The sequence below is a fragment of the Herbidospora cretacea genome, from assembly GCF_001570605.1.
In the GTDB taxonomy this organism is placed as follows: domain Bacteria; phylum Actinomycetota; class Actinomycetes; order Streptosporangiales; family Streptosporangiaceae; genus Herbidospora; species Herbidospora cretacea.
This window is the reverse complement of the sequence record NZ_BBXG01000003.1, coordinates 406,480-422,830: the sequence shown is the minus strand read 5'-3', so window position 1 is coordinate 422,830 and position 16,351 is coordinate 406,480. Positions and strand designations below refer to the sequence as shown.

19 protein-coding genes are annotated in these 16,351 nt (G+C 72.1%); 6 read left to right on the top strand and 13 right to left on the bottom strand.

Features of this window, described 5'->3' with window-relative positions:
* Position 1: 1 nt before the first annotated feature.
* The 7 genes from aroQ to AW270_RS07705 all read right to left on the bottom strand — a co-directional run bounded on the left by aroQ (position 2) and on the right by AW270_RS07705 (position 5,993).
* Complete coding sequence (aroQ, locus tag AW270_RS07735; RefSeq protein ID WP_061292201.1) at positions 2 to 430, bottom strand: type II 3-dehydroquinate dehydratase; 429 nt, start codon at positions 428 to 430, stop codon at positions 2 to 4.
* Positions 423 to 1,505 carry a 3-dehydroquinate synthase gene (aroB, locus tag AW270_RS07730; RefSeq protein ID WP_061292198.1) on the bottom strand — a complete coding sequence of 361 codons (1,083 nt, stop codon included), beginning with the start codon at positions 1,503 to 1,505 and terminating at the stop codon, positions 423 to 425. The genes aroQ and aroB overlap by 8 nt, the downstream gene beginning before the upstream one ends.
* A complete protein-coding gene (locus AW270_RS07725) occupies positions 1,502 to 2,026 on the bottom strand; it encodes a shikimate kinase (RefSeq protein ID WP_061292195.1) in 525 nt (174 codons plus the stop codon). Before AW270_RS07725 ends, aroB begins: the two co-directional genes overlap by 4 nt.
* A gap of 11 nt (positions 2,027 to 2,037) precedes the next feature.
* Complete coding sequence (gene aroC / locus AW270_RS07720) at positions 2,038 to 3,216, bottom strand: chorismate synthase (RefSeq protein ID WP_061292192.1); 1,179 nt, start codon at positions 3,214 to 3,216, stop codon at positions 2,038 to 2,040.
* Positions 3,217 to 3,228: 12 nt separating this feature from the next.
* Positions 3,229 to 3,900, bottom strand: coding sequence for a prepilin peptidase (locus AW270_RS07715; RefSeq protein ID WP_061292189.1), 672 nt, complete (start codon positions 3,898 to 3,900; stop codon positions 3,229 to 3,231).
* Positions 3,901 to 3,985: 85 nt separating this feature from the next.
* The gene (locus AW270_RS07710; RefSeq protein ID WP_061292186.1) at positions 3,986 to 4,531 is read right to left on the bottom strand and encodes an SseB family protein; all 546 of its coding nucleotides are present in this window, start codon (positions 4,529 to 4,531) and stop codon (positions 3,986 to 3,988) included.
* A 37-nt stretch (positions 4,532 to 4,568) separates the two neighbouring features.
* Positions 4,569 to 5,993, bottom strand: coding sequence for an MFS transporter (locus AW270_RS07705; RefSeq protein ID WP_061292183.1), 1,425 nt, complete (start codon positions 5,991 to 5,993; stop codon positions 4,569 to 4,571).
* Positions 5,994 to 6,092: 99 nt separating this feature from the next.
* Here AW270_RS07705 and AW270_RS07700 point away from each other — a divergent pair, with 99 nt between their 5' ends.
* Positions 6,093 to 6,680, top strand: a complete 588-nt coding sequence (locus AW270_RS07700; RefSeq protein WP_061292179.1) for a TetR/AcrR family transcriptional regulator — start codon at positions 6,093 to 6,095, stop codon at positions 6,678 to 6,680.
* Between the two features lie 128 nt (positions 6,681 to 6,808).
* Here AW270_RS07700 and bar read toward each other — a convergent pair whose 3' ends face one another.
* From bar to AW270_RS07685, 3 genes are all read right to left on the bottom strand, one after another.
* A complete protein-coding gene (bar, locus tag AW270_RS07695; protein ID WP_061292176.1) occupies positions 6,809 to 7,906 on the bottom strand; it encodes a barbiturase in 1,098 nt (365 codons plus the stop codon).
* Complete coding sequence (locus AW270_RS07690; protein ID WP_245674605.1) at positions 7,907 to 8,827, bottom strand: carbamate kinase; 921 nt, start codon at positions 8,825 to 8,827, stop codon at positions 7,907 to 7,909.
* Between the two features lie 76 nt (positions 8,828 to 8,903).
* Complete coding sequence (locus AW270_RS07685) at positions 8,904 to 9,962, bottom strand: C45 family autoproteolytic acyltransferase/hydrolase (RefSeq protein ID WP_061292173.1); 1,059 nt, start codon at positions 9,960 to 9,962, stop codon at positions 8,904 to 8,906.
* 143 nt (positions 9,963 to 10,105) lie between these two features.
* On the opposite strand from AW270_RS07685, the gene AW270_RS07680 reads away from it, so the two are divergent.
* Positions 10,106 to 10,876 (top strand): SAM-dependent methyltransferase, encoded by a 771-nt coding sequence (locus AW270_RS07680; protein ID WP_061292170.1) that lies wholly within the window; start codon positions 10,106 to 10,108, stop codon positions 10,874 to 10,876.
* A gap of 8 nt (positions 10,877 to 10,884) precedes the next feature.
* Here the strand turns inward: AW270_RS07680 and AW270_RS07675 are convergent, their stop codons facing one another.
* Positions 10,885 to 12,042 (bottom strand): pyridoxal phosphate-dependent aminotransferase, encoded by a 1,158-nt coding sequence (locus AW270_RS07675; protein ID WP_275477748.1) that lies wholly within the window; start codon positions 12,040 to 12,042, stop codon positions 10,885 to 10,887.
* Positions 12,043 to 12,058: 16 nt separating this feature from the next.
* Between AW270_RS07675 and AW270_RS07670 the strand changes: the two genes are divergently transcribed.
* Genes AW270_RS07670 through AW270_RS07655 form a run of 4 tightly spaced genes read left to right on the top strand, consistent with a single transcriptional unit; the run spans position 12,059 to position 14,589 of the window.
* Positions 12,059 to 12,955, top strand: a complete 897-nt coding sequence (locus tag AW270_RS07670; RefSeq protein ID WP_061292164.1) for a DUF418 domain-containing protein — start codon at positions 12,059 to 12,061, stop codon at positions 12,953 to 12,955.
* Positions 12,885 to 13,667, top strand: coding sequence for a carbon-nitrogen hydrolase family protein (locus tag AW270_RS07665; RefSeq protein WP_061292159.1), 783 nt, complete (start codon positions 12,885 to 12,887; stop codon positions 13,665 to 13,667). Before AW270_RS07670 ends, AW270_RS07665 begins: the two co-directional genes overlap by 71 nt.
* A gap of 50 nt (positions 13,668 to 13,717) precedes the next feature.
* Positions 13,718 to 14,176 (top strand): hypothetical protein, encoded by a 459-nt coding sequence (locus AW270_RS07660; RefSeq protein WP_061292156.1) that lies wholly within the window; start codon positions 13,718 to 13,720, stop codon positions 14,174 to 14,176.
* Positions 14,173 to 14,589, top strand: a complete 417-nt coding sequence (locus AW270_RS07655) for a hypothetical protein (RefSeq protein WP_061292432.1) — start codon at positions 14,173 to 14,175, stop codon at positions 14,587 to 14,589. The genes AW270_RS07660 and AW270_RS07655 overlap by 4 nt, the downstream gene beginning before the upstream one ends.
* Here AW270_RS07655 and AW270_RS07650 read toward each other — a convergent pair.
* Both AW270_RS07650 and AW270_RS07645 read right to left on the bottom strand, forming a co-directional pair.
* Positions 14,586 to 15,713 carry an aminotransferase class I/II-fold pyridoxal phosphate-dependent enzyme gene (locus AW270_RS07650; RefSeq protein WP_061292153.1) on the bottom strand — a complete coding sequence of 376 codons (1,128 nt, stop codon included), beginning with the start codon at positions 15,711 to 15,713 and terminating at the stop codon, positions 14,586 to 14,588. The genes AW270_RS07655 and AW270_RS07650 overlap by 4 nt on opposite strands.
* Complete coding sequence (locus AW270_RS07645) at positions 15,710 to 16,351, bottom strand: helix-turn-helix transcriptional regulator (RefSeq protein WP_061292150.1); 642 nt, start codon at positions 16,349 to 16,351, stop codon at positions 15,710 to 15,712. Before AW270_RS07645 ends, AW270_RS07650 begins: the two co-directional genes overlap by 4 nt.

Sequence of the window (16,351 nt, the reverse complement as noted above, 5' to 3'; positions counted from 1 at the left end):
CTCACATCTCCGCGATGGCTCGCAAGGCCAGGACATAGGACTGGACGCCGAAACCGGCGATCGTGCCGTTGGCGACGGCCGCCACGACCGAGGTGTGGCGGAACTCCTCCCGGGCGGCCGGGTTGGAGATGTGCACCTCGATCAGCGGCGCGGTGCGCTGGGCGAGGGCGTCGCGCAGGGCGTAGCTGTAGTGGGTGAACGCCGCCGGGTTCAGGACGATCGGGGTGCGGGAGTCGGCCGCGCCGTGGACCCAGCCCACCATCTCGGCCTCGTCGTCGGTCTGCCTGACCTCGACCGCCAGGCCCAGCTCGCGACCTGCGGTCTCGCAGATCACCACCAGGTCCTTGAACGTGGTGGCGCCGTAGACGTCGGGCTCGCGGGTGCCGAGGCGGCCCAGGTTGGGCCCGTTGAGCACCAGGACGTCACGCACGGGGGCCTCCGCTCACCGCCCGGTAGGCGGCCTCCAGCAACTCCTCGGACGGGTCTTCCAGCCGGGACGGCTCGGCCAGCGCGTCGAGCACGACGAACCGGAGCTTGGCCCCCCGGGCCTTCTTGTCGAGCTTCATGTGGTCACGCAACCGCGGCCAGGCGTCTTCACGGTAAACCGTGGGCAGCCCGACGGAGGTCAGAATCGAACGGGTCCGCTCCACCAGGTCGGCCCGGCCGGCGAGGCGGCCCAGCTCGGCGGCGTAGACGAGGCCGATCGAGACGGCCTCGCCGTGGCGGATCGTGTAGTTCTCGACCCGTTCGATGGCGTGGGCCAGGGTGTGGCCGTAGTTGAGGATCTCGCGCAGGCCGCCCTCTTTGAGGTCGGCGCCGACGACGTCGGCCTTGATCCGGATCTTGCGCTCGATCAGCTCGCGGGTGTGGCGGCCCTCGGGGTGGCGGGCCCCTTCGGGGTCGTCCTCGACCAGGCGGAGGATCTCGGGGTCGGCGATGAACCCGCCCTTGATCGTCTCGGCCAGCCCGGCGACGTAGTCGTCACGGGGCACCCCGACCAGCGTCGCGAGGTCGCACAGCACCCCGGCGGGCGGGTGGAACGACCCGACGAGGTTCTTGCCCTCGGGGGTGTTGAGCCCGGTCTTGCCGCCGACGGCCGCGTCGACCATGCCCAGCAGCGTCGTCGGGACCTGGACGACCCGCACGCCCCGCAGCCAGGTCGCGGCGGCGAACCCGGCCAGGTCGGTGGTCGCGCCCCCGCCGACGCCGACGACGACGTCGGTCCGGGTCATGCCGTGGCGGCCGAACGCCGACCACAGCGACGCCAGCACCTGGACGTCCTTGGCCGCCTCGGCGTCGGGCACCGGAAGGGCCACCACGTCGTAACCGGCCTTCTCCAGCACGCCGACAACAGGCCCGGCCAGCTCGGGCAGGGTCACCGGATGGATCACGGCGACGGTTCTGGCCTTCTCGCCCACCAGGCCGGGCAGTTCGCCGAGGACGCCGGTGCCGACGACGACGTCGTAGGGGGCCTCGCCGAAGACGGGGATGCGGGTCACGGTCACTCGGCCGCCTCGGGGGCACCGGGGGCGGCGAGGGCGGCCTCGACCTGGTCGACGACCTCGGGGGCCTCCAGGTCGTCGGTGACGACGGTGATGGTGGCGAGGGCCTCGTACAGGGGCCTGCGCTCCTCCATCAGCTTGCGCATCTGGCTGCGCGGGTTGAGCACCAGGAGCGGGCGGGCGGCGGCGAGCCCGACGCGCTTGATCGCGTGGTCGAGGCCGACCTTCAGGTAGACCACCTTCTGCCCGGCGAGGAGTTCGCGGGTGGCCGGGTCGAGGATCGAGCCGCCCCCGAGCGACAGCACCCCGGGGTGTTCGGCCAGCGCCTTCTCGACCGCGGCGGCCTCGATGGCGCGGAACGCCTCCTCGCCCTCGTCGAAGAAGATCTCGCTGATGGGCTTGCCCGCGACCTGCTCGGCGTCGGTGTCGGTGTCGCGGAAGGCGACGCCGAGGCGTTCGGCCAGCAGTTCGCCGACGGTCGTCTTGCCGGACCCCGGCGGGCCGATCAGCACCACGACAGGCATGGTCGCTCCCCCTACTTGATGATCAGCGAGGACAGGTAGCCCGCGACGTTGCGGGCGACCTCCTCGACGGAGTCTCCGCCGAACTTCTCGGCGGCGGCGTCGGCCAGCACCAGCGCGACCATCGCCTCGGCGACGATCGCGGCGGCCGGGACCGCGCACACGTCGGACCGCTCGTGGTGGGCCTTGGCGGCCTCGCCGGTGATCACGTCGATCGTGGCCAGCGCGCGCGGCACGGTCGAGATCGGCTTCATGGCGGCGCTGACCCGCAGCGGCTCGCCGTTGGTCATGCCGCCCTCGATGCCGCCGGCGCGGTTGGTGACGCGGCGGACGCCGCCGTCGGTGTTCTCGATCTCGTCGTGGGCGCGGGAGCCGGGCCGCCGGGCGGTCTCGAAGCCGTCGCCGACGCCGACGCCCTTGATCGCCTGGATGCCCATGAGGGCGGCGGCGAGGCGCGCGTCGAGGCGGCGGTCCCAGTGGGTGTAGCTGCCGAGGCCCGGCGGCAGGCCGTAGGCGACGACCTCGACGACGCCGCCGAGGGTGTCGCCCTCCTTGTGGGCCTTGTCGATCTCGGCGACCATCGCGGCGCTGCCCTCGGGGTCGAAGCAGCGGACCGGGTCGTCGTCGATGCGGGCCAGGTCGGCGGGGGACGGCAGCTCGATCGACGGGGTCACGGCCGACCCGATCGACACGACGTGGCTGACGATCTCGACGCCGAGGGCCTGCTTGAGGAAGTTCTTGGCGACCTGGCCGAGCGCGACGCGGGCGGCGGTCTCGCGGGCGCTGGCCCGGTCGAGCACCGGCCGGGCGTCGTCGAAGCCGTATTTCTGCATCCCGGCGAGGTCGGCGTGGCCGGGCCGGGGGCGCGACCGGGGCGCGTTGCGCGCGAGCCCTTCGAGGACGGCGGGGTCGACCGGGTCGGCCGCCATCACCTGCTCCCACTTGGGCCATTCGGTGTTGCCGATGCGGATGGCGATCGGCGCGCCGAGCGTGCGGCCGTGGCGGACGCCGCCCGAGATGGTCAGTTCGTCTTGCTCGAACTTCATGCGGGCGCCGCGCCCGTAGCCGAGCCGGCGACGGCGCAGCGCCTCTTCGAGCTCGGGTGTGGTGATCCCCACCCCGGCGGGCAGGCCCTCGAGGATCGCGATGAGTTCGGGGCCGTGGGACTCCCCGGCGGTCAACCAGCGCAGCATGGCCCAAGTCTTTCAGATATGCGATGAAGCTCCCGCCAGCAGTGCCGCCAGCGCGCCCGCGATCATAGCGGGACCGAAGGGGAACTCGCTGGTCCGGGTCCCTTTCCGGGTGATAAGCAGGCCTAATGCCCACAGCCCGCCGAGCAGCTGCCCGCCGACCCCGGCGATGATGACGGCGTCGACGCTGACGGCTCCGGCGACGATCCCGATGAGCCCGGCCAGTTTCACGTCGCCGAACCCCAGCCCGGAGGGCCGCCCGAACCACAGGACGAGGTAGATCCCGGCCAGCGCCAGCCCGCAGGCGGTCGCGACCGGCAGCCGCCCGGTCGGGATCAGGGCGAGGAGCAGGATCGGATACGCCGGCAGCGTCACGACGTCGGGCAGCCGCCGGCAGCGCAGGTCGGTCAGCGTGAGCACCACCCCGGCCCAGGCGGCGATCAGCAGCGCCGGAACCAGCTCAGGGGTCGCGGCGTAACGCCAGGCGAGGACCCCGAAGGCCAGGGCGGTGACGCCCTCGACCACGAACGGCCACTTGGGCAGCGGCACGACCCGCACCGCCCGGGCCAGCGCGGCGCGGGCCTCCTTGCGGGTGTCGTCGGGCTCGGGCCCGAACCCCGCGGCGAGCTCGCGCGCGTAGCGCCCCGCGATCAGGCCCACCAGCGCGAGCAGCCCCCAAGTCAGCACCCGGCCGACCCTAACCGCCGCCGCCGCGCCGGGCGTTACGGAGCTGGAAACTCTTCCCGTACGGCCACCGCGGTCATCCCCCGGGTCAGCGGCGCCACCAGCTCTTCTTCTTCGGGGGCGCGGCCTCGAAGCGGGCCACGGTCACGCCCGGCACGTCGACGTCGAGGTTCTTGAGCGCGGCGGCGTCCTCCAGGGCGGCCATGGCGTGAAGCATGGAACCCTCGACGGCGAAGGGCGCGGGCCCCGCGACGTCGATGACGACCGCCGCCGCCTGCTCGTGGAGGGCGGCCTTGCAGACCTGCGCCGCGGACGCCTGGATGGGCCGCGCGTCGGCCCGCCACCGGCTCAGCGCCTCGACGCTCGTGAACGCGAGCACGGCCATCCGCCCGTCCTGCCCGACGAGCTTGGGCAGGGCCATCTCGCTCTCCTTCTCCCGCTTCAGCCCGTCGGGCCCGACCTCGGCCTCGGTCAGCAGCGCCACGACGGGCACCAGCAGCCGGGCCGGGCCCAGGGCGGTCAGCACGTCGGCGACGGTGGTCGCACCGGTCTGGAAGCCGGCCAGCACCCCGGCGAGGGCGGCGTCGGCCCGCCCGTCGTCGCCGGGCACCAGGGGCTGCGGAATCGAAGGCACGAACGGCGAGGATACCCGGCGGCGGGCTCCCCGGCCGCTACCGCTCGTGGCGTCCGCGCACGGCGGGCAGGGCCAGGGCCGCGCCGACCGCGAGGACGGCGACCGTCGCGCAGAGCCAGAAACTGGTCGTGAACGCGGTGTCGGTGGGCAGGCCCTGCGGGGTGCTGTGGGAGCTGATGACCGCCGCGATGACGGCGGTGCCGATGCTGCTGCCGATGGTCCGCGCGATCGTGTTGACGCTGGTGGCCTCGCCGGTCTGGGTCGCCGGGACGCTCTCGATGATCGCGTTCGACATGCCGGCGAACGCCAGGCCGATGCCGGCGCCGGTGAGCAGGCCGGAGACGAGGACGTGCCAGAGCTCGGCGTGGGTCAGGGCGGGCAGCGCGAACGCGACGACGACCAGGACGGTGCCGAGGAAGAGCGGCGGCCTGGGGCCGTACTTCCGGCTCAGGATGCCGGCGATCGGGCCGAAGACGACCATCATCAGGACGGTCGGCAGCAGGAACAGGCCCGACTCCGACACCGACTTGCCGAAGCCGTAGCCGGTCATCGCCGGGAGCTGGAGCAGCGTCGGGACGAGCAGGAACGTGCCGAACATCGCGAAGCCGAGGATCAGCGCCACCAGGTCGGTCGCCCACACGCCCCGGACCCGCATCAGCCTCATCGAGATGAGCGGCTCCGCGACCCGGAGCTCGACCAGGACGAAGGCGACCAGCGCGGCGACCCCGGCGACGAGCAGCACGACGGTCTTCGCGTCGCCCCAGCCCCACGCCTGGCCCTTGCTGATGGCCAGCAGCAGCGCCACGAGCGCCACCGACAGCACGGCCGCGCCGAGCACGTCGAGACGGCCCGGGGTGCGGACCGGGGACTCCTTCATGCCGAACACCACCCCGAGCAGCGCGACCACGACCAGGCCCAGCGGCAGCCAGAACAGCCAGTGCCAGGACAGGTGCTCGACGATCGGCCCGGCGGCCACGATGCCGACGCCCGCGCCGATGCCGAAGATCGCCGAGAGCAGGCCCACGGTGACGCTGACCTTCTCCTGGGGCAGCTCGTCGCGGACGATGCCGATCGACAGCGGCAGGATCGCGCCGGCCGCGCCCTGCAGCGCGCGGGCGACGATCAGCACCATCAGGTTCGGCGACAGGGCGGCGAGCAGGGTGCCCGCGGCCAGCACGACCAGGACCGCGATGAGGACCTTGCGCTTGCCTGCCATGTCGCCGAGGCGGCCGAGGATGGGCGTCAGGACCGACGCCGAGAGCAGATACGCCGTGATCACCCAGCTGGCGTCGCCGGTCGTGATGCCCAGGTCCCGGCCGATGGTCGACAGGGCGGGCGCCACCAGGGACTGGAGCACGGCGAACGCCAGACCGCCCAGCGACAGGTACAGCACCAGCAGTGAGCCGTTCCGGGCACGGCCGTCCGGGACGGCCCTGCCGGTCTCAAGAGTGCTCTGGATCATGACTTCCCTCAGTTGTTCAGCGGAGGTGCCATGCCGGGCGATCCAGACATTTTCGACACCTGTTGGAAACCCTACACGTGTCGGAAATAGCATGGGCGGGTGACCCTACGCGCCCCAGACCCCCGGCCCGGCCGCTCCCGCGCGGCTCTGGAGAACGCCCTGCGTGAGCTCATCGCCGAGCGCCCGCTGGCGCAGATCTCGGTGGCGGACATCACGAAGAGGGCGTGCGTCAACCGCTCGACGTTCTACGAGCACTACACCGACGTGTCGGACCTCGCGGCCAGCGCCTGCACCGCCGTCTTCGACGAGCTGGTCGCCTCCACCTCGCCCGGCGACCGCGGCCGGACACCCCCGGCGGACCGGCTCGCCCCGCTGTTCGCCCACGTCGCCCAGTACGAGGCGCTCTACCGGGCCCTGCTCGGCGACGACGGCACCGTGCGCGTCCACAACCACCTGCTGCGCGTGCTCAACCGCGCCATCCACACCCAGCGCTCCCGGGGCGGCGACCCCGCCCCCGCCTACGACCCGGCTTCCGCCTTCGTGGCGGGTGCGCTGCTCGGCTCGATCGTCGACTGGCTCGACCACGGCTGCCCGCTCTCCCCGCGGGAGATGAGCGCGACGGTGTCACCGCAGCTGCGCGGCGCCCTCCAGGCGGCCAGGGAACGGGAGGCCGGACACGACACGTGACGGCGCTCGGCATGAGCGGCCGGTGAGCGCCGGGTGGCCGCCCGCCGCCGAGGACGGCGGGCGGCGCCGTGGCAGGCGGAGCCGTAACGGAGCGAAAAAAGCAGGAGCCGTGACAGCGGAGAAAAAGATCAGCCCAGGTCGGCGATGGCGATGACGGGGCCGCCGCCGCTGGGGCCCTGGTGGACCGCCGCGACGCTGACGAAGACGGCCGGGTCGCCGGTCACGCTGGCGGCGACGCCGCCCACGGTCGCCTTGATCTGGCGGTGCCAGTGGACGTCGCTGTCGTCGAGCATGATGTTGCGGCGGCCCCGGACGCTGCCCGTGGGGTCGGCCTCGCACTTCATGAACAGGTTGACCAGGCGGCCCTGGAGGTCGCTCGGGTGGGGGCGTTCGGGCAGGTCGATGCCGCTGTCGCGGATGGCCTCCCAGATGCCGTCGGTGTCGAGGGCGTCCTTCATGACCGAGTGGCCGGCGCGGTAGCGGCCGCCGACGCCGCGCACGTTGCCGACGACGACGATCTGGGCCACGTCGAGCTCCACCCCGCTCGAACACGAGGCGACCGACGAGTAGAGGGACAGGTCGCGGTGGATCTGGTCGGCCGACGGCATCTCGATCTCGCCCAGGGCGACGGCGATGCCGAGGGCGGTCGTGGAGTTGGAGATGTCCATCGAGGGGCCGGTGTCCTCGGTGATCACGTCGTGGCCGCGCGACTTGGCGTCGTTGATGGTCGACAGGGTCAGCAGGGGCGTCTTGGTCTGTACGTAGTGGACGTCGCGCGGGTCGTCGATCCCGGCGATCTTCATGGCCTCGCGCACGCCCGCCGCGACCTTCTCGACCATGGCGGGGCGGCCGATGTCCTCGGGGAGGATGACCTCGCTCATCGCGATGCCGACGCTCAGCCTCGGCTCGTCGCTCTGCGGCGCGGTCGCCGGGTCGACCGTGGCGAAGACGGTCGCGTGCGGCGACAGGACGCCGTCGGTGCCGCCCGACCAGACCAGGGGCACCGACTCGGGCGAGGGGTGGCCCTTGGCCGCCAGGACCTCGCGGAAGGCGCGGTCGGCGAGGATGCGGGTGTAGTCGTTGACGCCGCCGTTGCCCTCGGTCTTGCCGATGACGGCGAGCACGCGGGCCGCCTCGATCACGCCGTCGTCGATCAGCTTCGCGAGCCCGGACGCGTCGGTCACGCTCTCGATGGCGACCTTGCGTACCTCGATGGGGTCCGGCATCTAACTCTCCCGGTGAACCGTTGTACCGATATTTCCTGAAATGGCGGCGGCGATGTTGTCGAGTGACGTGATCACTGACCGTGCGCCGCCCTCCTCGACGAACCGCAGGGCCGCCTCGACCTTGGGGCCCATGCTGCCGCTGGCGAAATGCCCTTCGGCCTGGAGTACCCGCATCTCCTTCGGGGTCACCTGGCCGATCGGGCGGGCGTCCGGGGTGCCGTACCCGGCGATGGCGTGCGGGACGTCGGTCGCGATGACCAGGACGTCCGCCCCCACCGCCTGGGCGAGGGCGCAGGCGGCGTGGTCCTTGTCGATCACCGCCTCCACCCCGTGGAGCCTGCCCTCGTCGTCGCGGACGACCGGGACCCCGCCCCCGCCTGCCGCGACGACGGTGTAACCGGCCTCCATGAGCGCGACCGCGGGGGCCGCGTCGAGGATCTCCACCGGCCGGGGCGAGGCGACCACCCGGCGCCAGCCGCGCTCGAACTCCCGCCACGACTGGCCCAGCGCCTGGAATCGTCTGGCCTCCACGACCGAGAAGTACTGCCCGATCGGCTTGACGGGGTCGTGGAAGGCGGGGTCGCCGGGGTCGACGAGGGTCCGGGTGACGACGGTCGCGCACGGGATGGGGTCGAGGGCGTTCATGATCAGGGCGCCGAGGGTGCCCTGGGTCTGCGCGCCGCACCAGTCGAGCGGCACCGGCGGCACCACGTGGGCGGTGAGCTGGTTCTTCAGGAGGATGTTGCCGACCTGGGGCCCGTTGCCGTGGGTGATCGCCACCCGGTGGCCGTGGGCTATCAGGTCGGCGACGTGGACCATGGCGCGCTCGATCGCGCGCTTCTGGTCGGCCGGGGCGGCGGAGCCGTCCGGCGCGGTCATCGCGTTGCCGCCGAGGGCGATCAGAACCCGCTCACCCGTCACACGGCGAAACTATCCGCAGCTCCCGGTCCGGGCATTGGCGACTCTCGCCGTCGAAGGTCATATCCCTGGGCAACATTCACCAAGTGCGCCGGCCGCAGGGCCCGCCCTCGCTGGCCAGCACCTCGCCCTTCTTCAGGTCGAGCTCGACCGTCGCCAGCGTGATGTGGTCGTCGTCGTGGCCGGCCGCCGTGTGGTGGCAGACGCCGCCGGCGTGCCGGGCCATCACCTTGCGGACGGCCGCCGCGTCGGGCCTGCCGGTGTGCCCGCGCAGGCCGCGCCGCAGCTGGTCGCGGCGGATCAGCGTGCCGGGGTGCTGGCGCGGATAGGGGTCGCTCGGGATCACGCGGGGGTCGAGGAAGTGGTTGGTGTGGACGAGCATGCCGTCGTCCTCGGGAACGATCCACCCGGGCCCGCCGGGATGGAGCTCGGCGGTGATGGCGGCGTTGCCGCCGGGGCCGTGGGACACCAGGTTCAGCGAGGAGGAGGCGGTCACCGGGGCCGTGGTCAGCGTGTAGGCGGCGGAGGTCACGGTGTCGCACTCGTCGAGGACGCGCCGCGCGGCCACGTGGACGGGCAGCCCGATGCCGTCGGCGCCGTCGTCGTCGTGGTGGAGGCGGGTGAACAGCAGCCCCAGGCCGGAGTTGTTGACGCCGATCTTGCCGACCACGCCGTATTCGGTGAGCGTGGTGGTCACCCGGCCGTCGGCGAACGGGATGGTCCAGACGAACCAGCCGGCCGCCATCTGGCGCATCCAGTCCCACGTCTGCACGGCCACCGGGGCGGCGTCCTCGTCGTCGCCCAGCAGGACCACGGCCGAGCACTCGCTCTCCCGGGGTTCGCCGAGATAGGAGAGGATCTCGGTCCGGGCGTTGATGGCGGCGATGTCGGTCACCGGGAGACGGGCGCCTTCCGCCATTCCGGTGATCTCCTCGGCGAGGTCGGGCGCCCACGCCTCGATGGCCTTCATCCCGAGCTTGCCGAGCTCGGCCAGATCCGGCCGGCGCCCCCCTGCCTTCCGCCGGAAAACCTCGGTGTAGACGGCGACGGTCCGGGCGATGTCGGCGGAGTGGGCCTGCCCGAATTCATGGCCGCGGTCGAAGGGATCACTGACGGTAGAGGTATAGGCGCGGGTCACAATATCGAGCATCTCATTCCCGGATCGTTCCATCTGGCTCCGAAATGTGATCCTCATCACGCATGGGAAGTTCTCCGCGCCGGATTGATATGGGGTGTTTCGCTAAGCTCCCCCCAAATTCGCCGCTATATAGGAGCCCTGACATGAACGCTCCGAACGTGGACCCGAACGTCCCGCATCCGGCGCGGGTGTACGACTACTGGCTGGGCGGCAAGGACAACTACGCCGCCGACCGGGCCGTCGCCGAGGCCGTCATGGCCGCCACGCCGGGCGTGGTGACCGGCGCCAGGGAGAACCGGGCCTTCCTCGGGCGGGCCGTGCGGTGGCTCTGCGAGCAGGGCGTCGACCAGTTCCTCGACCTCGGCAGCGGCATCCCGGCGTCGGGCAGCACCCACGAGGTCGCCCAGGGGCTCAACCCGGCGGCGCGGGTGGCCTACGTCGACAACGACCCCGTCGTGCTGGTCCACGCGCGGGCCCTGCTGCGCGGCGCCCCGGAGGGCCGCACCACCTACATCGAGGCCGACCTGCGGCGTCCGCGGACCATCCTGGACAGCCCCGAGGTCCGGGCGACCCTGGACTTCTCCCGCCCGATCGCGGTGATCATCGTCGGCACCCTCACGCACCTCCGCGACGAGGACGACCCGTGGGCGGCCGTCCGCGCCTGCACCGACGCGACCGTCCCCGGCTCCTACCTGGCCCTCACCCACCTGACGGCGGACTTCGAGCTCGCCGACGGCTTCCCCACCGGCCCGCTCCAGGTCACCCACCGCACCGGCGAGCAGGTGCTGCGCTTCTTCGACGGCTTCCAGGTGGTCGAGCCCGGCCTGGTCTGGGCCTCCGACTGGAAGCACCTCGGCGCCCTCCCGACCGGCTCGGTCAGGGGCGCCTACGGGGTGGTCGGCCGGAAGATCTGATTCTTCCGTCACGCCTGGAGGGCGCTCAGCCGTTCGACGGCCGCGTCGATCACCTCGTCGCGCTTGCAGAAGGCGAACCTGACGTAGTGGCGGCCCGCCTCGGTGTGGTCGTAGAAGACCTGCGTGGGGATGGCCACCACCCCGGCGAGCTCGGGCAGCCGGCGGGTCAGCTCCAGCCCGTCGGCGAAGCCGAGCGGCCGGATGTCGGTCTGCACGAAATAGGTCCCCGCCGTTCTCAGCACCTCGAAGCCCGCCCGGGACAGGCCCCGCGACAGCCGGTCGCGTTTGGCCTGGAGCTGGTCGCGCAGGCCGTTCACCCAGCCGAGTTCGTGGCGCAGCGCGTGGGCCACGGCGAGCTGCCACGGAACGGCCGAGGTGTAGGTGAGGAACTGTTTCACCGCCGTCACCGCCGACACGAGTTCCGGCGTGGAACAGATCCAGCCCGTTTTCCAGCCGGTCACCGAGAACGATTTACCGGCGCTGGAAATGCGCACCGTCCGCTCGCGCATTCCGGGGAACGTGGCCAGCGAGACGTGTTTCACGCCGTCGAAGGTCAGGTGTTCGTAGACCTCGTCGGTGATCGCGATCACGTCGTTGTCGCGGCAGAACGCGGCGATGGCCGCCAATTCGTCGTGGGTGAAAACGGTGCCGGTCGGATTGTGCGGCGAATTGACGATGATCGCCTTGGTCCTCGGCGTCGCAGTGAGGTCGGCCGGGTCGAAGGTGAACCGGCCGTCGACCGGCCGCAGCGGGACCGCGCGGCGGGCGCCCCCGGCCAGCGCGATCGCCGCCGGGTAGGAGTCGTAGAACGGCTCGAAGACGATCACCTCGTCGCCCGGTTCGACCAGGGCCAGGACCGCCGCCGCGATCGCCTCGGTCGCGCCGACCGTGACGAGGATCTCGGTGTCGGGGTCGTAGGACAGGCCCTGGGTCTCCTTCGCGTGGTCGGAGACCGCCTGCCGGAGCTCGGGGACGCCCAGGCCGGGCGCGTACTGGTTGCGGCCGCCCAGGATCGCCTCGGTCGCCACGGCGAGCATGGCGGCGGGACCGTCTTCGTCGGGGAACCCCTGGCCCAGGTTGATCGCGCCGGTCCGGACGGCCAACTGCGTCATCTCGGCGAAAATCGTGGGGCCGAATTCCCTCATACGTCCAACTAGCACCCGCACAACCTACTCTGTTCGCATGGCCAGGATCCGGGAGCTGGACGCCCTGAGGGGTTTCGCGGTCTGCGGGATCATGTTGGTCAACACCTGGCAGCACGTCGACCCCCGTCCCGCCGAGGGCGCGCGGTTGATGGGGTTCGCCGAGGGCCGGTTCTACCCGATCTTCGCGTTCCTGTTCGGCGTGAGCTTCGCGCTGTTCCTGCGGGCCCACGACGACCGGCTGATCATGCTGCGGCGGCTGGCCGTGCTGGCGCTGTTCGGCGTCGGCCACTGGTGGCTGACGCCCGGCGAGGTGCTGCTCCCCTACGCGATCTTCGGCGTGGTCGTGCTGCTGCCCGCCAGCTACCTGCCGAAATGGCTCAACCCGGTGCTGGGCGCCGTGGTGGTGGCCTGGGCGATCGTCCAGGGGAGCCCGTGGGTCCTCATCGGCGGCCTGTTCCTGCTGGGCCTGGCCTGCGTCGACCACGGCGGCCCCAGGCCGAGCCTGCCCTTCTTCCTGGGCAGCGTGGTCGTGCTGGTGGCGTTCACGTTCTGGGGCGTCGGCGGCTTCCCGGCCGCGCTGGCCGGGGCGGCGGCGTACGCGTCGGGGTTCCTGCTGCTGAGCCCCCGGGTGTTCGAGCCGCTGGGGCGGATGGCGCTGACCAACTACGTCTCCAGCTCGTTCGTGATCATCGCGGCCGGGGCCGGGTCGTTCGTCTCGGTCGTCGTGGTCACCGCCGTGACGCTGGTCGCGCAGTGGGCGTTCTCCACGTGGTGGCTGTCGAATTTCCGGTACGGCCCCCTGGAGTGGGTCTGGCGGTGCCTCACCTGGATGGAAGTGGTCCCCAACAGGCAGACTGGGGCGGGTGACCGTCGTAGCGCTGGGACAGATCCCGATCGACCACGAGCCGAAGAAGAACCTGGAGGCCGTGCGTGAGGCGCTCGCCTCGACGCCGGCCGACCTGGCCGTCTTCCCCGAAGCCACGCTGAGCCGGTTCGGCCGCCACATCGGCGACGTGGCCGAACCCCTCGACGGGCCGTTCGTCACCGGCCTCCAGGAGGCCGCCCGCGAGTTCGGCACCGCCGTCGTCGCCGGCGTCTGGGAGCCCGACGGGGGGCGCGTCGCCAACACCGCGGTGGCCATCGACGCCGACGGGACGCTGAAGGGGACGTACCGGAAGATCCATCTGTTCGACTCGTTCGGGTCGAGGGAGTCGGAGTTCGTCAGCCCCGGCTCCGAGCCGGTCGTGGCCGAGGTGGCGGGCCTGCGCGTGGGCCTGATCACCTGTTACGACGTGCGCTTCCCCGAGCTCGCGCGGGCCCTGGTCGACCGGGGCGCCGAGGTGTTCGCGGTGATCGCCGCCTGGGCGTCGGGCCCGCTGAAGGAGGACCACTGGACCACCATGGTCCGGGCGCGGGCGATCGAGAACACCACCTGGACCATCGCGGTCGGCCAGCCGCCGCACCACGACGGGTTCGGCGTCGGGCACAGCATGCTCGTCGACCCGATGGGCGTGGTGACCAGGGACCTGGGCCCCGCTCCGGGCGTCGCCACCGGCGTGATCGACGAGGCCAGGGCCGAGGCGGTCCGCACGGCGGTGCCGTCGCTGCAGCACCGCCGATTCACAATCGCGGACATTGCCGGGTGAATCCCTCCTAACAGGAGGTGAGGAAGTCAATCACTCGTAAACTGTCCAGCATGACTGAGCCAGGGCAGAGCACGCGCATGCAGAAGGTGATCCCACCGCGCCTGCTCGTGCCATACCTGGCCGGCCGGCGGACCGTGATTTCCGGTTACGTCTACCGGGTGCAGGACTGCGAGCGGCTGACCACCCCCCGGGCGATCGTCGACGCGCTCGACCTCGCCTTCGAGGGGTCGGAGCTCGTCCCCGGCGTGCCGGAGCTCTACATCCTGCGCTGGCTGGCGCGGGAGATCGACACCTACGTCGTTCCCTACGGCCCCCACATGGGCGGCGACTGGAGCGATTCGCCCCCCTTCGCCGGAAACGGCTTCACCGCCTCGCGGGAGCACGTCGTGCCGCAGTTCCACACCATGCCCATGCCGATCCCGGCGGGCGCCGAGATCGTCCACCTCACCCGCCAGGGCGAACGCCTCTTCGCGGCCTTCGACGGCCTGTCGTGGCGGCCGGCGGCATGAGCGGCGAGATCGAACCCGTGGGGCTGGGGTTCATGGCGACCTACCGGGGGCGCAACTATCCCGCGGCGATCGGCCCCGGGGGCGACGACGTGGTCCTGTTCAGCGAGTCGGCCGAGCGCGGTTTCGAGCGCGGGCGCGGCTACCACCGCCTGGCCGTCACGATCAAGGACCTCGACCGCCTGGTGCTGCTCCGGACGGTCGGCGAGTTCGGCGGCGAGCCCTGCCTGATCCTCGACGAGGACGACGGCGAGGACGGCGGCCTGCACATCGCCTACACGGGCCACAGCGGCCTGAAGGCCGAGGCGCTCGGCTACTGGCTCGTCGACCACGGGGCCTACGAGGTCGTGGTGCCCCGTGAGGAGGTGCACTCGATCAGGGTCGAGCGCGTCGCCATCCCGCTGACCTCGGGCTAGCCGCCGAGCCACGCGCGGAAGGCCGACAGGCCCGCCTCGGGGCCGGCGCGGCCGACCCCGACGCGGAAGCGGTCGGCCGGGGTGGGCGTGAGGTCGGAGCGGTAGACGCTCGCCGGCAGCAGCAGGACGCCGGCCTCCTCCACCAGGCGGGCGCAGAACTCCTCGACCCCCTCGGGGCCGAGATACCGGGGGTAGGCGACGCAGCCACCGTCCGGCGCGCGCCACTCGAACAGGTCCGGGAAGGCGGCGAAGAAGGCGTCGAAGACCGGCAGGTTGCGGGTGATCAGGGCGCGGTTGCGGGCCAGGATCGTGGTGCGGGCCTTGATCGCGATCCGGGCCAGCACCTCGCTGGGGGCCGAGTTGCAGATGGTCGTGTAGTGCTTGGCCCGCTCCAGCCGGGCGAGCAGGGCGCGGTCGCGGCAGGCGAGCCAGCCGATCCGCAGGCCCGGCAGGCCCAAGGACTTCGAGGTCACGTTCAGCGACAGCGCCCGCTCGGACAGGTCGGCGGCCTGCGGCAGGGTGCGGGCCGGGTCGCGTTCCAGGCCCCGGTAGACCTCGTCGCTGAACAGGTGGATCCCGCGCTCGTCGCAGATGCGGGCCAGTTCGGCGAAGTCGGCGGCGGGCAGCACCTTGCCGGTGGGGTTGTTGGGGAAGTTGACCGACACCACCCGGGTGTTCTGCCTGATCGCTTCCCTGATCCGGCCGAGGTCCAGGGCCCAGTCGTCGCCGGGGTCGAGGGCGACGCCGGTGACCTCGCACAGCGCCAGCGGCACGGTCTCGGCCGCCTGGTAGTTCGGCGTCACCACGACCGCGTGGTCCCCGGCGTCGAGCAGGACGTTCATCGCCAGGTAGAGGGCCTCCTCCGCGCCCGCGAAGCAGAGGACGTCGGCGGCGTCCACCCGCTCGTAGGTCGAGGCGATCGCCTCGCGCAGGGCCGGGTCGCCGTGGGTGGTGGTGTAGCCGAGGGACAGGTTCTCGAAGGCGGCCCGGTCGTCGTCGTCGGCCAGGGCGAGCAGGTCGCCGAGCGACATGGTCTGGGCGTCGGAGGCGGTCAGGTGGTGCCGCGCGGTGAACTCCCACCGGGAGAAGTAGGTCTCAAGGCGGAAGTCGGGCAGCCGGGTCATCGGGCGTGGTCCTTCGCGTTCGGTGCTGCTCTGAGCTCGGCCAGCAGGCCGTAGAGGGTGGATCGGGAGACCCGCAGGGCGCGGGCGACGACCGGCGTGGCGCGCCGCACGGCGAACACCTCGGCCTCCTCCAGCCGGGCCAGCACCGCGAGGCGGTCGGCGCGGGTCAGCCGCTCCACCGGCCGGCCGCACTCGCGCACGTAGGAGCCGACGACGTGCTGGACGCGCTCGGTCCAGTCGTGCTCGAACAGCGGCTCCGGCCGGGGGACCACCGGGGCGCCGAAGGCCGACAGCACGGCCGCCGCCTGCTCCAGCGGGGTGCGGTCGAGGTTGACGCACAGCACGACCGAGGCCCCGCCGCCGGCGTCGCGCAGGACCGCGCTGACTGACGACAGCCGCCGTCCGTCGGCGAGCAGTTTCTCGTAGGGCCCGAACACGTCGGGGCCCGAGGGATCGAGGGCGTCGAGCTCGCCCAGCAGCGACGGGTCTCCCGGGCCGCGCGAGCTCATCGGGTTCCAGACGGCCAGGATCCGGTCGGTGGCCGGGTCGTGCAGGACCACCTCGGCGTAGGGGCCGAGCAGCGCCGCCACGGCCCGGCACACCGGCGACCAGGTTCGCACCCGGGGGTCATCGTCCAC